Source organism: Leifsonia sp. T36S-04, from assembly GCF_042465655.1.
GTDB lineage: Bacteria > Actinomycetota > Actinomycetes > Actinomycetales > Microbacteriaceae > Leifsonia.
Map to the genome: position 1 here is coordinate 819,606 of NZ_CP146286.1, position 15,177 is coordinate 834,782.

The window sequence follows — 15,177 nt, forward strand, 5'->3', positions numbered from 1 at the left end:
AGTGCGAGTCCTGCCAGTAATCCGCCCGTAGACGCAACGCCCGTAAGCAACGAGGAGTAACACCATGGGGATTCTGGGCACCGGAATCGAAGAGGGCCTTCTGCTGAAGCCCGTCAAGTACCAGTGGGCGATGGACCTGTACGACCAGGCCGTGGCGAACACGTGGTTCCCGAACGAGATCCAGCTGGGCGAGGACATCGCCGACTTCAAGCGCATGACGGACGAAGAGCGCCACGCGGTCACGTTCCTGATGAGCTACTTCAACCCGAACGAGCTGCTGGTGAACAAGGCCCTCGCGTTCGGCGTCTACCCCTACATCAACGCGGCCGAGGCGCACCTCTACCTCGCCAAGCAGATGTGGGAGGAGGCGAACCACTGCATGTCGTTCGAGTACGTCCTCGAGACGTTCCCGATCGACCGCGAGCAGGCGTACAACTCCCACGTCGACGTGCCGTCGATGGCGAAGAAGGAGGAGTTCGAGGTCAGCTTCATCAAGCGGATGACCGAGCAGACCCTCGACATCACCACCACCGAGGGCAAGCAGGACTTCATCCGCAACCTGGTGGCGTACAACGTCATCCTCGAGGGGATCTGGTTCTACTCGGGCTTCATGGTGGCACTGTCGTTCCGTCAGCGGAACCTGCTCCGCAACTTCGGATCGCTGATCGACTGGGTGGTGCGCGACGAGTCGCTGCACCTCAAGTTCGGCATCAACCTCATCCTGACCGTGCTGGAAGAGAACCCCGAGCTCCAGACGCCGGAGTTCGCCGGCGAGATCCGTCAGATGATCCTGGATGCCGTCGAGATGGAGGAGCAGTACAACCGCGACCTCCTGCCGGGCGGGATCCTGGGCCTCAACGCCAACTACATCAACCAGTACGTCCGCTACCTGGCCGACCGCCGTCTGGAGGAGCTGGGCTTCGAGGCCGAGTACAAGGTCTCCAACCCGGCCAAGTGGATGGCGACGGCGAACGACACCCTGGAGCTGGTGAACTTCTTCGAGGCCACCAACACGTCCTACGAGTCGAACGCCAAGGCGTCCAGCGGACGCTGAGATGGCCTCCGAACTCCCGTCACTGATCACCGCCGCCGCGCTCGACGTCGCTCTCGGGGCTGAGTCCCTGTGGAGCGTCGCCGGCCGGCGGCGGTCGTCGTGGCACGTCCTCGACGTACGGTGGAGTCTGGGCGGGCCGCCCGGGCGTGAGGAGTTCGAGCGCGGCCACATTCCCGGCGCGGTATACGTCGATCTCGAGACCGAACTGGCGGGCCACGGCCTGCCGACCGACGGGCGCCATCCGCTCCCGGCCGAGGCCGACTTCCAGGAGGCGGCCCGGCGCTGGGGCCTCGACGACGGGGATGCGGTGGTCGTCTACGACGATGTCGCCGGCACCTCCGCTGCGCGCGCCTGGTGGCTGCTGCGGCACGCGGGCGTTCGTGACGTCCGCGTCCTCGACGGCGGCCTGGCCGCCTGGCGCGACGCACGGCTGCCTATCGAGACGGAGACGGTGGTCCCGACTCCCGGCACGGTCACCCTGCGGTTCGGTGCGCTCCCGACGCTCGACGGGGACGCCGCCGAGGCCCTCGCGCGCGACGGCGTGCTGCTGGACGCCCGCGCCGCCGAGCGGTTCCGCGGCGAGGTCGAGCCGGTCGATCCCCGCCCGGGCCACATCCCGGGTGCGGTCAGCGCGCCGACGACCGACAACGTGGATGCCGACGGCCGGATGCTGCCGCCGGACGCCCTCGCGGCGCGCTTCGCGGCGTTCGGCATCGACGCCGACACGCCTGTCGGTGTCTACTGCGGCTCGGGCGTGACCGCCGCGCACGAAGCTCTCGCGATGGTCTCGGCAGGGTTGCCCATGCCGTCGCTCTACGCCGGGTCGTACTCCGCGTGGTCCAACGATCCCGCGCGAGCGGTCGCCACCGGGAACCGATAGCCAAACGAGACCCGAGCGGCCGGGTGGATCTGCACGCCCGTTTCGGGTCGCCGCGCGGCCTGAACGGCGGATTTCGCCGCCAAACCCTCAGAAATCTGCCGGAAACGTCCGCGAAAAACGCTGTTTGCAACGAGAATTAGTGTTGAGGGACGGCCTCGCCGCTGCGGTATCCTCCCCTTACCCGTGCAACACCTGCATTCACATTCCTGCACCAGGAAGAAGGACAACGACAATCATGCGCATCCGATCTGCGGTTCCCATCGCCGCTGTCGCCGCCGTTGCAGCGCTCGCGCTCACCGGTTGTGTCGACAACTCCACTCCGTCATCCGGCTCAACGTCGAGCGCCGCGGCGGACGTGAAGAAGGACGACACCCTCGCGGGGCAGCTGCCCCAGAACGTCAAGGACGCCGGCAAGCTCGTCGTCGGCATGGACAACACGTACCCGCCGAACGAGTTCAAGGACGACAACGGCAAGCCGGTCGGCTGGGAGGTCGACCTCACCAACGCGATCGCGGCGAAGCTCGGCCTGAAGGTCGACTTCGCGATCGCCAAGTTCGACAACATCATCCCGAGCATCACCGGAGGCAAGGACGACTTCGGGATGTCGTCGTTCACCGACACGACCGAGCGTGAGCAGCAGGTCGACTTCGTCAACTACTACTCGGCCGGAATCCTCTGGGCATCGGCGAAGGGCAAGACGGTCGACCCCGAGAACGCGTGCGGTCTGAAGGTCGCCGTCCAGTCGACGACGTACGAGGACACCGACGAGGTTCCCGCCAAGTCCAAGGCCTGCACCGATGCGGGCAAGCCCGCCATCCAGGCGCTTCGCTACGACAACCAGGACGACGCGACCAACGCGGTCATCCTGGGCAAGGCCGACGCGCTCAGCGCCGACTCGCCCGTCACCCTTTACGCGATCTCGAAGTCGAGCGGCAAGCTGCAGGAGGCGGGCAAGACCTTCGACGAGGCGCCGTACGGCCTCCCGGTCAAGAAGGACTCGAAGCTGGTCCCCGTCCTGCAGAAGACCGTCCAGGCGCTGATCGATGACGGCACCTACACGAAGATCCTCGACAAGTGGGGTGTCGCCGACGGCGCGGTGAAGACCGCCGAGGTCAACGCCGCCTCGAAGGGCTGACCTTCATGTCACAGGGCAACACCGCTCGGCCGGCGACGGGATCCGTCCCGTCGCCGGCGGGCTCCCGCTCTGAGCCGATCAAGGCGATCAAGCTCAGGCACCCGTGGCGGATCGTCTTCGCCGTCATCCTCATCCTGCTGGTCGTCTGGTTCGTCATCGACGCGTCCCAGCGCTCCGCGTACGGCTGGCAGTACGTCGGCAAGTACGTCTTCGACAAGCGCATCAGTGCCGCCGCGCTCGTCACTCTCGAACTGACCGTCTTCTCGATGATCATCGGCGTCATCCTGGGTCTCATTCTCGCGGTGATGCGCCAGTCGCCGAACCCCGTCGTCAAGTCGGTCGCGTGGGTCTACCTGTGGGTCTTCCGCGGTACCCCGGTCTACGTGCAGCTGGTCTTCTGGGGCCTGTTCTCGCTGATCTATCCGCAGATCTTCCTCGGTGTGCCGTGGACGGACATCGGTGTCCACTTCGATCTCGGTTTCATGCAGAACGCGTTCATCATCGCGATCATCGGTCTCGCCCTGAACGAGGCCGCGTACATGGCGGAGATCGTGCGGGCCGGCCTGCTGTCGGTCGACTCGGGCCAGGAGGAGGCGGCAACGGCGCTCGGTATGTCGTGGGGTCAGACGATGACCCGCATCGTCATCCCGCAGGCCATGCGCGTCATCATCCCGCCGACCGGCAACGAGGTGATCTCGATGCTGAAGACCACCTCGCTGGTCGCGGCCATCCCGCTGACCACCGACCTGTACGGCGTCGCGCGCGACATCTCGGCGGTGACGTACACGCCCATCCCGCTGCTCATCGTGGCATCGCTCTGGTACCTGCTGTTCACGTCCCTGCTGATGATCGGGCAGTACTTCCTCGAGAAGCGGTTCTCGCGCGGCGTCAACGCGCGGCGTCCGGACCGCATGGAACCCGCACTCGCGACCGGCGCCCTGCCGGCCGCCGGCGCACCCGACGGAAACGACCTCGGAGGCAAGGGATGACCGACACGAAGACGACACCGATGGTGCTGTCGGAGGGCGTCTCGAAGAGCTTCGGCTCGAACGAGGTGCTGAAGAGCATCGACCTGAAGGTCAACCAGGGCGAGGTGCTGTGCATCATCGGCCCGTCCGGTTCCGGCAAGTCGACGTTCCTGCGCTGCATCAACCACCTGGAGCGGGTCGACGCCGGCCGACTCTCGGTCGACGGCGAGGTCGTGGGCTACCGCCAGCACGGCGACAAGCTCTACGAGCTGAAGCCGAAGGAGGCCGCCCGCCAGCGCCGCGAGATCGGGATGGTGTTCCAGCGGTTCAATCTGTTCCCGCACATGACGGCGCTGGAGAACATCATCGAGGCGCCCATCCGCGTGAAGGGCCTCTCGAAGGCGAAGGCGGTGGAGCGCGCCAACGAACTGCTGCTGCGCGTCGGCCTCAGCGACAAGGGCGACCACTACCCGTCGCAGCTGTCCGGCGGCCAGCAGCAGCGGGTCGCGATCGCCCGGGCGCTGGCGATGGATCCGAAGCTGATGCTGTTCGACGAGCCCACCTCGGCCCTCGACCCGGAGCTCGTCGGCGAAGTGCTCGACGTGATGAAGGGCCTCGCTGCGAGCGGCATGACGATGATCGTCGTGACGCACGAGATGGGCTTCGCGCGCGAGGTCGCGGACGAGCTGGTCTTCATGGACGGCGGCGTGGTCGTGGAGTCGGGCGACCCGCGCGAGGTGCTCAGCAACCCCCAGCACCAGCGGACGCAGGCGTTCCTGTCGAAGGTGCTGTAGCTCTCAACGAGAGGGAGAGCGGGCGTCGGCCGTCTGACAGAATCGTCGGATGGACAACGACGCCCGCTCCTCACGTCCCGTCGTCTTCGTGACCGGCGCGAGCCGGCCGGAGTCGATCGGCGCTGCCATCGCCCGCAATCAGGCCGCGCTCGGCTGGGACGTCGCTTTCGCGTTCTGGGACGACTACGACGCCGAGATGCCGTGGGGTGCGCAGGAGCGCGCTCACGACGTCTTCGCCGATGAGCTGCGGGCGCTCGGCGCCCGCGCGCTTCCGGTGGCCGTCGACCTTTCGCACGCGGATGCGCCGGCGCTCGCGGTCAATCGCGTGCGGGCCGGCCTCGGCCCGATCCAGGCGCTGGTCGCCAGCCACGCGCACTCCGTCGACAGTGGCCTGCTCGACACCAGCGTCGAAGCGTTCGACGCGCATTTCGCCGTCAACACGCGCGGTACCTGGCTGCTCATCAAGGCCTTCGCGGAGCAGTTCCCGTTGGGTTTCTCCGGGCTCGGGCGCATCCTCGCCCTCACGAGTGACCACACCGCGCACAACCTCCCGTACGGCGCGAGCAAGGGCGCGCTCGACCGCATCGTGATCGCCGCGGCGGTCGAGCTGGCCCACCTGGGCATCACCGCGAACCTCATCAACCCCGGCCCGATCGACACCGGCTGGATGACGCCCGACCTCGCCGCATCGCTCGCCTCTGAAACTGCGCTCGGCCGTCTGGGCACCCCCCACGACACCGCCGACCTCGTCGCCTTCCTCCTCTCACCCTCCGGCGGCTGGATCAACGGCCAGCTCCTCCACTCCAACGGCGGCTTCCACCTCCCCGTCTAACCAGCGCTAGCCGCCGAGCACAGGAAAAGTGTTGCGAATCGAGCGCATGGGCAACAATTTTCCTGTGCTCGACGGCTGGGGTCAGGTGAGGACCTTGCGGATGCGGGGGAGGGAGACGGACTCGGCGGTGCCGAGGGACTGGGCGAAGAGCGAGACGCGGAACTCCTCGAGCATCCAGCGGGCGTGGACCAGCGCGGGCGAAGCGTCCGAAGCGAGCGGGATGCGGCCGCCGGCGTCCGTGTAGAGCGCCACGGCGGTCTCCACCTGCGTCTGCCAGGCGCGGTCGCGCCCGGGGTTGGTCGGCAGCGCCTGCATCCGCTGCGTGATCCCGGCAAGGTAGCGCGGCAGCTGCCGCAGCTGCTCCAGCCCGGTCGCCGACACGAAGCCCCGGCCGCTCCCGTCGGCGTAGACCAGCCCGGCGAGCTGACCCTTCGCGTCATTGAGCGCCGCCAGGTAGGTGAGCGCCGTGACGCTGGAGATCGCCTTGTCCGCGGTGCGGGCGGCGGTCAAGATGCGCGTGACGAGCGCGACCGTCTCGAACATCGCATCCATCACGATGCCGGACACCCGATCCCGCACCGCCTCGAACTCCGCCCGCATGAACACCTGGCCGTCGGGCTTCATCCGGTACAGCACCGAGTCGACCACCGCGAGCAGGCAGTCGTCGAACAGTGCCTTCGTGTTCGGGTACGGGCTCGCGGCGAGGGTGAGCTTCTCGTTGGACGTCAGGTGCTGCTGCACATAGGCGACGGGGGAGGGGACACTCGCGAGGAGCAGCCGCCGCACCCCGCCCGGCATGGCGCGAGCCTGCTCGGCGGGTGTGCCCAGGAGGCGGATGCTCACCGACGATCCATCGTCGACGAGCGCCGGGTAGGCGCGGATCACGTTCTGCGTGCCGCCGGGTCCGGTGTGCGTGGAGTCGACGAAACGCGGCAGCTCATCGAAGTCCCACGTGCTCAGCCCGGTGCGTTCGAGGGCGTTCGGGGTCCGGGCTTCCGCAACGGCGGCGACCGAGTCGCGGGCGCGCGACCGCAGCCGGTCCTGCAGCGCCCCGAGATCCTTCCCGCTAGCCATCGGCCGGCCGCGCTCGCCGACGACCTGGAACGTCGGCCGCAGGTGCGGCGGCAGCCGGTCGAGGTCGAAATCGGTCCCGCTGACCCGCGACCCGGTCAGGCGCGAGATCGTCGCCGCGAGGGTGTCGACGAGGGATGCCGCCGGCCGCTCGCCCTCGTGGGCGCGCATCCCGGCGGTGCCGGAGAGCTCCCCGAGCAGGCGTTGCGCCCAGTCCGCCGCGGGGACGACCTGGCGCCGGATGGCTTTCGGCAGCGACTTGATCAGGGCGGTCACCAGCTCGTGCCGGAGCCCCGGCACCTGCCAGTCGAACCCGTCCGGCAGGAGCCCGGCGAGCAGCGGCAACGGGACCTGGACGGTGACGCCGTCGTCCTCCGCGCCTGGCTCGAACCGGTAGCGGAGGGCGAGCCGCTGGTCCCCCTGGCGCCACACCGGCGGGAACGCCTCCTCGTCGATCTCCGCGGCGTCGTCGTCGAGCAGCGCGTCCTGCGTCATGGTCAGGAGGTCCGGCGTCTCCTGTCGCGCCTTCTTCCACCAGCCCTCGAATGACCGGGTGGACACGACATCCACCGGGATGCGCTTGTCGTAGAACTCGAAGACCGCTTCATCGTCGTTGAGGATGTCGCGACGGCGCGTCCGCTCCTCCAGTTCGCGCAGCTCGGCGCGGAGCGTGCGGTTGGCGCGATCGAACGCCTGGTGCGAGTCCCACTCGCCGTCGACCAGCGCGTGCCGGATGAACAGCTCGCGGGACAGCCCGGCGTCGATCCGGGCGTACTGCACGCGGCGGCGGGGGATGATCGGCACACCGAACAGGGTGACGCGCTCGTAGGCGACGACAGCGCCCTGCCCCTTCTCCCAATGCGGCTCGCTGTACTGCCGCTTGCAGAGGTCGCCCGCGATCGGCTCGGCCCAGGCCGGGTCGATGGAGGCGTTCATCCGGGCGAACAGGCGTGAGGTCTCCACGAGCTCGGCACTCATCAGAGCGTTCGGCTGCTTCTTGGCGAGGGTGGAGCCGGGGAAGATGACGAAGCGCGTTTGGCGGGCACCGAGGTACTCGGCTTGCCGGGCGCCGCGCGCGCCACCCTTGTTGCCCGACTCGCGCACATCCTTCAGCCCGATGTGCGACAGCAGGCCGGCGAGCAACGAGCGGTGGATGCCGTCCGGATTGACCGACGGCTCGCCGATGGTCAACCCAAGCGGCTTGGCCAGCTGCCGGAGCTGGCGGTAGACATCCTGCCACTCGCGCACGCGCAGGAAGTTGAGGTACTCGGCCTTGCACAGCCGGCGGAAGGCGCTCGACGAGAGCTCCTTCTGCTTCTCCTCCAGGTAGTTCCAGAGGTTGAGCAGGGTGAGGAAGTCGCTCGTCGGGTCGGCGAAGCGAGCGTGCTTCTCGTCGGCGCTGCCCCGCTTCTCGACGGGGCGCTCGCGCGGGTCCTGGATGGTGAGGCCCGCGACGATCGCCATGACCTCGCGGGAGGTGCCATGCCGCTTGGATTCGACCACCATCCGGGCGAACCGGGGGTCGATGGGGAGCTGCGCCAGCTGACGACCGACCGCCGTCAGCTTCGAGACGTCCTTGGCCGAGGTGATCGCGCCGAGTTCGGTGAGGAGGTCGAGCCCGTCTTTGATGCCGCGCGAGTCGGGCGGGGTGAGGAAGGGGAAGGCCGCGATGTCGCCCAGCCCGAGCGAGATCATCTGCAGGATGACCGCAGCCAGGTTGGTGCGGAGGATCTCCGGCTCCGTGAACTCCGGCCGCTTCTCGAAGTCCTCCTGCGAGTACAGGCGGATGGCGATGCCGTCGCTGGTGCGGCCCGACCGGCCCGAGCGCTGGTTGGCGCTGGCCTGCGAGATGGCCTCGATGGGGAGGCGCTGAACCTTGGCCCGCGTGCTGTAGCGGCTGATCCGGGCGGTTCCCGCATCCACCACGTACTTGATGCCCGGCACGGTGAGGCTCGTCTCGGCGACGTTGGTGGCGAGCACCACACGACGGCGGACGCCCGGCTGGGTCGAGGGCTGGAACACCCGGTGCTGCTCCGCGGCGGAGAGCCGGCCGTACAGCGGGAGCACCTCGGTTCCGGGCAGATTGCGGCCGCGAATGGCGTCGGCCGCATCCCGGATCTCGTTCTCGCCCGAGAGGAAGACGAGTACGTCCCCACGGTCCTCGCGCGCCAGCTCGTCGAGGGCCTCGTTGATGCCCTGAAGGTAGTCGCGGTCGACGGCGGGCATCGGGTCCGGATCGTCGTCGTCCTCCTCCATCGCCTCGGCGACGAGGGGACGGTAGCGGATCTCGACGGGGTAGGTGCGGCCCGAGACCTCGACGATCGGCGCGGGCGTTCCGTCGGCCGAGGCGAAGTGCTCGGCGAAGCTCTGCGGGTCGATGGTCGCCGACGTGATGATGAGCTTGAGGTCGGGACGCTGCGGCAGCAGCTGCTTGAGGTAGCCGAGCAGGAAGTCGATGTTGAGGCTCCGCTCGTGCGCCTCGTCGATGATGATCGTGTCGTAGGCGCGCAGCATCCGGTCGCGCCGCAGCTCGTTCAGCAGGATGCCGTCGGTCATCAGCTTGATCCGCGTCGCCCGCGAGACCTTGTCGGTGAACCGGACCTGGTAGCCGACCAGCTCGCCCACCGACTGCCCGAGCTCCTCGGCGATCCGCTCGGCGATCGTCCGGGCCGCCAGGCGCCGGGGCTGGGTGTGTCCGATGCTCGTGCGGCCGAGCTCCAGGGCGATCTTGGGAAGCTGCGTCGTCTTGCCCGAACCCGTGGCGCCGGCCACGATCACGACCTGGTTGTCGCGGATGGCGCGCGCGATGTCGTCCCGCATCCGGCTGACGGGCAGCTCGGGCGGGAAGTCGATGCGGGGGAGGGTTCCGACGGAAGACATGAGCCTTCCATTCTATCCGCGCATCGCACCCCGCCCGGGGGCGTTGCCCCGCGGCGGTCGGTGACGTAGGTTCGGCTCAACCCGAAAACAGGGTCCGACGTCGACGAAGACGAGGAGAACCCCATGAGTCACGGCTATGCCACCATGTCGGTCGCGAGCATCCTGGCGGAGACGGCGCATCGGCAGCCCGACAACGTCGCGCTGATCTTCGCCGGGCACGAGATCCGCTACGGCGAGCTGTGGGAGCAGACGCGATCGTATGCGGGAGCGCTGCGGGACCTGGGGGTGGAGCCGGGCGACAAGGTCGCCCTGATGCTCCCGAACGTGCCCGACTTCCCACGTGCGTACTACGCCGTGCTCGCGCTGGGCGGGGTCGTGGTCCCCATCCACGCTCTGCTGAAGGCGGAGGAGATCGCGTTCGTGCTCGGCGACTCCGGCGCCTCGGTGCTGATCTGCGCCGCGCCGCTGCTGGCCGAAGGCTCCCGCGGTGCCGGGCTCGCCGGCATCCCGACGCTGTCGGTGCTGGTTCCGGATGACATGCTCGACCAGGCGCCGTTCCCGCGGCTCGAAGACCTCGCCGCCGCAGCGGAGCCCATCGACACCTACGTTCCGCGGGAGCCGCTCGACACGGCGACGATCCTCTACACGAGCGGCACGACGGGCAAGCCGAAGGGCGCAGAGGGATGCCACTTCTCGCTGGTCGAGCAGGTGAACGTGTTGCTCAACGGGACGCTCGATCTCGAACCGGCCGATCGCATCCTGGGCTGCCTGCCGCTCTTCCACACCTTCGGGCAGACCTGCGTCATGAACATGGGCTTCCGGGCGGGCGCCGCCATCGTGCTGGTCCCCAAGTTCGACGGCGCAACCGCGCTGCAGCTGCTCAACGAGCACGGCTGCACGGTCATGACCGGTGTGCCCACCATGTACATCGCGCTGCTGGAGGCCGCGAAGTCGAATCCGGACCGGCCGCCGCTCCGCTACGGGATGAGCGGAGGCGCGGCCATCCCAGTCGCCGTCATCGAGCGGATGAAGGAGGTCTACGGCATCGACGTGCACGAAGGCTACGGCCTGACGGAGACCTCGCCTGTCGCCTCCTTCAACCACCGCGGCCGTCCGACCCGCGTCGGCACCGTGGGCACGCCGATCTGGGGCGTGGATGTGGAGATCGCCGACCCCGAGGCCGACGACCGCATCGAGCTGCTGCCCCGCGGCGAGCTCGGCGAGATCGTCGTGCGCGGGCACAACCTGATGAAGGGGTACCTGAACCTGCCGGAGGCGAACGCCGAGGCCGTGGTCGACGGCTGGTTCCGCACCGGCGACCTCGGCACCAAGAGCGACGACGACTACATCACGATCATCGACCGCAAGAAGGACATGATCGTCCGCAACGGCTACAACGTCTACCCGCGCGAGGTCGAGGAGGTGCTGTCCACGCATCCGGCGGTCGCGATGGTCGCCGTGTTCGGCGTCGCGCACGAGACGCACGGGCAGGAGATCATGGCGGCGGTGACCCTGATGCCGGGCGGCGACGCCGCGGCGGAGGAGCTGGTCGCGTTCGTGCGGGAGAAGGTCGCGGCGTACAAGTATCCGCGGCGGGTGGAGATCCTGGAGGTGCTGCCGCTGGGGCCGAGCGGCAAGGTGCTGAAGCGCGAGCTGGTGGCGCAGTTCGAGGCGGAACGGCGGGAGCCCGCGACCACCTCCTGAGGCTGGTACCGTGGCGGATATGGTTGCAAACGCAAATACTCCGCTTCTGACCCTGAACAATGGGACGACCATCCCGCAGCTCGGTTTCGGCGTCTTCAAGGTCGATCCGGCCGAGACGACACGGATCGTCACCGACGCTCTCGAGGTCGGCTACCGCCACATCGACACGGCCGCCATCTACGGCAACGAGGAGGGCGTCGGTCAGGCGCTCGCCGCCTCCGGCATCCCGCGCGAGGAGCTGTTCGTCACCACCAAGCTGTGGAACGACCGCCAGACCGACGCCGAGAACGCCTTCGACGAGTCGCTCGCCAAGCTGGGCCTCGACTACGTGGATCTGTACCTCATCCACTGGCCGACGCCCCAGAAGGACACCTTCGTGGAGGCGTGGAAGTCGCTCGAGAAGATCTACGCGTCGGGTCGCGCCAAGGCGGTCGGCGTGTCCAACTTCCTGGTGCCGCACCTGCAGAAGCTGCTCGCCGAGACCTCGGTCGTGCCCGCCGTCAACCAGATCGAACTGCACCCGGCGCACCAGCAGCCGCAGGTGACCGCGTTCGCGCGCGAGCACGGCATCGAGATCGAGGCGTGGGGCCCGCTCGGCCAGGGCAAGTACCCGCTGTTCGAGACGCCGGAGGTCGCCCAGGCGGCCGAGGCGCACGGCAAGACGCCGGCGCAGGTCGTCATCCGCTGGCATCTGCAGACCGGGAACATCGTCTTCCCGAAGTCGAACCGGCGCGAGCGCATGGCCGAGAACTTCGACGTCTTCGACTTCGAGCTCACGGGCGACGAGGTCGCGGCGATCAGCTCACTCGAGCGCGAGGGACGCGTCAGCGCCCACCCGGACGAAGTCAACTGACCCGGGAGGCCGGGGGAGGCGGCGCATCCGTGTCGCCTCCCCGGGCTAGGCTCGTCGCGTGAGGATCACGTCGGTCACCGGGAAGATCACCTACATCGTGGGTGTCTTCGCGCTGATCCTGGTGCTCAACGTCTTCCTCATCGCGCGAGTCGTCAACCCGACGTTCGACGTGCTGATCGTCGCGGTTCTGAACATCGCGTACGTGATCGTCGGCGTGCGCACGTTCCGTGGCGCCGAGGAGAACCGTCCCGACCCGCGGCCCTGGTGGCGGGCGACCGCACGCCCCGCCGCGGGATTCTGGATCGGCGCCCTCCTCGCCGTGCTGGCCTTCATCTCCGGGGTCGGCGCCTTCGCGAGCGACCCCGAGGATGCCATGATCCCGGCGATCGCCTGCCTGAGCTACGCGCTGCTCGCCGCGTTCTACCTGAACTCCTCCATCCGCCTCCAAGGCATGGACTCCGCGGGCTGAGCCGAGCCGCCTTCCGTTTCCGGGGCGCGGTCGTAGGGTGAGCCCATGGCGAATCGGCTCGCGGACGCGATCAGTCCCTACCTGCGTGCGCACGCGGACAACCCGGTCGACTGGTTCCCGTGGGGTGCGGAGGCGTTCGCCGAGGCCCGGCGGCGCAATGTCCCGGTCATGGTGTCGATCGGATACGCGACCTGCCACTGGTGTCACGTCATGGCCCGGGAGAGCTTCAGCGACCCGGCGACGGCGTCCGAGCTGAACGAGAGGTTCGTCGCGATCAAGGTCGACCGGGAGGAGCATCCCGACGTCGATGCGGCGTACCTGTCGGCCGCCAGCGCGTTCACCGGCAACCTGGGGTGGCCGCTCACGGTGTTCGCTACGCCGGAGGGCCGTGCGTTCTTCGCGGGGACCTACTTTCCGCCCCAGCCGGTCGCCGGGCGGGCGTCGTTCCGCCAGGTGCTCGACGCGGTGTGGGATGCGTGGACCGCCCGGCGCGAGGAGGTCGCGTCGGACGCGGACAGAGTCGCGGCGGCGCTCGCCGCGGCGGCGGAGTCAGCGACGTCGGTCGCCGAGCTGCCCGACGAGAGGGCGCTGGACGCCGCGGTGGCGCAGCTCGCGGAGGCGGAGGATCCCGACTTCGGCGGCTTCGGCACGGCACCGAAGTTCCCGGTCGCGCCCGTCCTCGACTTCCTCCTGTCGCGGTCATCCGGCCACGAATTGGCAGCCCGGACACTGGAGCGGATGGCGGCGTCGCCGCTGCGGGATGCGGTCGACGGCGGCTTCTTCCGCTACGCCACGCGACGGGATTGGAGCGAACCGCACTACGAGCGGATGCTCTACGACAACGCTTTGCTGCTCGACGCCTATGCGCGGGCCTGGCAGCAGACGGGTGCGGAGTGGGCGGAGCGCACCGCGGACGGTGTGGCGTCGTTCCTTCTCGGCGTGCTGCGACGGCCGTCCGGTGGATTCGCGTCCGCCCAGGACTCGGAGAGCACCATCGACGGCGCCCGCGTCGAAGGCACGTATTACACGCTGCCACCGGCCGAGCGCGCCCGCCTGGACCCGCCGCCCCTCGACGAGAAGGTGCTCACCGGGTGGAACGGCTTCGCGATCGGCGCGCTGGCCCGCGCCGGGCGCATCCTGGACCGCCCCGCCTGGATCGCGGCGGCGCGGGAGGCGGCGGATGCAGTGCTCGGCCGGCACCGCCGCGAGGACGGCACGCTGCTGCGGGCGTCCCTGGGCGACCGGACGTCGGATGCCGGCGCGACGCTGGAGGACTACGGCGGGCTCGCCGCCGGGCTGTTGGAGCTGGCGCTCGCCGCGGGCGATGTGGCGGTCGCTGCAGCGGCGCGCGACCTGGTCGATCTGTGTCTGGATGCCGCGGATGGGGCAGGTGCTGCGGGTGGCCCCGGCGACGGCGCCTGCCCGTTCGAGACGCCCGGCGGCGGCGATCCGGTGCTCGAGGCGACCGGGCTCGCGGTGCGCGTCGACCCCTCCGAGGGCGCCTACCCCTCCGGTCTCGCCTCCATGGCGCGCGCGGCGCACACGCTCTACCTGATGACGGGCGAGCGGCGCTACGAGCGTGCGGCGCGCGAGGGGATGCGGATGGTCGCCGCCCAGGCGGTGCAGGTTCCGAGCGCGTTCGGCACGTCGCTGGCGCTGATGTCGCAGCTGGCGGCGGAAGCGGAGCAGCTCGTCGTCGTGGTCCCGGACGCGGCCGCTCCCGCACCGGAGGGTGCGCTGGTCGCGACGGCGCGGAGGCACCGTGCGCCGCTCGTCGCGGTGGCGACCGAGTCGCAGGCCGCCGGACTGGCGGCCGCCGGCTTCGACCTGTTCGAGGCGCGCACCACGCGCGGCGGCCTCCCGACCGCCTACCTCTGCCGCGACTTCGTCTGCCGCCTGCCCGCGACCAGCCCCGAGGAGCTCAGCGCCGCACGCGATACGTGAGGTGCGCGACCTCCGGCGTCACCCGCTCCCGCACCAGCTCCAGGTCGAGCGGTGGGACCCGGTCGAACACGCGCTCGCCCGCGCCCAACGTGAGCGGAACCACGTGCAGTCGCAGCTCATCCACGATCCCCGCCCACAGCGCCTGGTTCAGCGTCTCGGCGCCGCCCGCGATGGAGACGTCCGCGTCGCCGGCGTGCTCGCGGGCCCGGTCGAGTGCCGCGTGGATGCCGTCCGTCACGAAGATGAACGTCGTGCCCGTCAGCTCCAAAGGCTCACGGGGGTAGTGGGTGAGCACGAAGACGGGCGCGTGATACGGCGGTTCGTCGCCCCACCAGCCTTCCCAGTCGCCGAACTCCTCCCCGGGCGCCGGCCACTCGTGCCGGACCGGTCCGAACATATTGCGTCCCATGACGTAGGCGCCCGCAGTGGTGATCGCCTCGATCTCCGCCTTGTGCGCATCGGCATGCTCGGCGAACATCCACGTGTGCAGCCGACCGTCGACGCCGTCGCCCATCGGCTTCTCCAGCGACTGGTTGGGCCCTGCGGCGAAGCCGTCGAGCGAGATGCCGATGTCCGCGGTGACGATTCCCATG

At 69.2% G+C, this 15,177-nt stretch carries 12 protein-coding genes; 10 read left to right on the forward strand and 2 right to left on the reverse strand.

All coding sequences use genetic code 11. The features are described 5' to 3' along the window. The first annotated feature begins 64 nt into the window (after positions 1–64). The 6 genes from P3F85_RS04065 (at position 65) to P3F85_RS04090 (ending at position 5,663) form a co-directional block, all read left to right on the forward strand. Positions 65–1,054: a ribonucleotide-diphosphate reductase subunit beta gene (locus tag P3F85_RS04065; RefSeq protein WP_374009972.1), complete on the forward strand. Its 990-nt coding sequence runs from the start codon at positions 65–67 to the stop codon at positions 1,052–1,054. Between the two features lies 1 nt (position 1,055). Continuing rightward, on the forward strand, positions 1,056–1,934 hold the full coding sequence (locus tag P3F85_RS04070; RefSeq protein WP_374009973.1) for a sulfurtransferase: 879 nt from the start codon (positions 1,056–1,058) through the stop codon (positions 1,932–1,934). Between the two features lie 235 nt (positions 1,935–2,169). Further along, entirely contained in the window at positions 2,170–3,069 is a 900-nt protein-coding gene (locus tag P3F85_RS04075) for an ABC transporter substrate-binding protein (protein WP_374009974.1), read from the forward strand. 5 nt (positions 3,070–3,074) lie between these two features. Continuing rightward, positions 3,075–4,058, forward strand: a complete 984-nt coding sequence (locus P3F85_RS04080; RefSeq protein ID WP_374009975.1) for an amino acid ABC transporter permease — start codon at positions 3,075–3,077, stop codon at positions 4,056–4,058. Then, positions 4,055–4,831, forward strand: a complete 777-nt coding sequence (locus tag P3F85_RS04085; RefSeq protein ID WP_374009976.1) for an amino acid ABC transporter ATP-binding protein — start codon at positions 4,055–4,057, stop codon at positions 4,829–4,831. Before P3F85_RS04080 ends, P3F85_RS04085 begins: the two co-directional genes overlap by 4 nt. 49 nt (positions 4,832–4,880) lie before the next feature. After that, a complete protein-coding gene (locus P3F85_RS04090) occupies positions 4,881–5,663 on the forward strand; it encodes an SDR family oxidoreductase (RefSeq protein WP_374009977.1) in 783 nt (260 codons plus the stop codon). 81 nt (positions 5,664–5,744) lie between these two features. On the opposite strand, the gene hrpA is transcribed toward P3F85_RS04090, so the two are convergent. Beyond that, positions 5,745–9,614 (reverse strand): ATP-dependent RNA helicase HrpA, encoded by a 3,870-nt coding sequence (hrpA, locus tag P3F85_RS04095; RefSeq protein ID WP_374009978.1) that lies wholly within the window; start codon positions 9,612–9,614, stop codon positions 5,745–5,747. Between the two features lie 123 nt (positions 9,615–9,737). Between hrpA and P3F85_RS04100 the strand changes: the two genes are divergently transcribed. From P3F85_RS04100 to P3F85_RS04115, 4 genes are read left to right on the forward strand one after another with little or no spacing between them, the layout of a single operon-like run. After that, positions 9,738–11,318 (forward strand): long-chain fatty acid--CoA ligase, encoded by a 1,581-nt coding sequence (locus P3F85_RS04100; protein ID WP_374009979.1) that lies wholly within the window; start codon positions 9,738–9,740, stop codon positions 11,316–11,318. A 19-nt stretch (positions 11,319–11,337) separates the two neighbouring features. Beyond that, on the forward strand, positions 11,338–12,171 hold the full coding sequence (locus P3F85_RS04105; protein WP_374009980.1) for an aldo/keto reductase: 834 nt from the start codon (positions 11,338–11,340) through the stop codon (positions 12,169–12,171). Between the two features lie 58 nt (positions 12,172–12,229). Continuing rightward, the gene (locus tag P3F85_RS04110; RefSeq protein WP_374009981.1) at positions 12,230–12,640 is read left to right on the forward strand and encodes a hypothetical protein; all 411 of its coding nucleotides are present in this window, start codon (positions 12,230–12,232) and stop codon (positions 12,638–12,640) included. 45 nt (positions 12,641–12,685) lie between these two features. Beyond that, positions 12,686–14,584: a thioredoxin domain-containing protein gene (locus P3F85_RS04115; RefSeq protein ID WP_374009982.1), complete on the forward strand. Its 1,899-nt coding sequence runs from the start codon at positions 12,686–12,688 to the stop codon at positions 14,582–14,584. Here the strand turns inward: P3F85_RS04115 and P3F85_RS04120 are convergent. After that, the gene (locus P3F85_RS04120; protein WP_374009983.1) at positions 14,562–15,176 is read right to left on the reverse strand and encodes a dihydrofolate reductase family protein; all 615 of its coding nucleotides are present in this window, start codon (positions 15,174–15,176) and stop codon (positions 14,562–14,564) included. The genes P3F85_RS04115 and P3F85_RS04120 overlap by 23 nt on opposite strands. Position 15,177 lies beyond the last annotated feature (1 nt).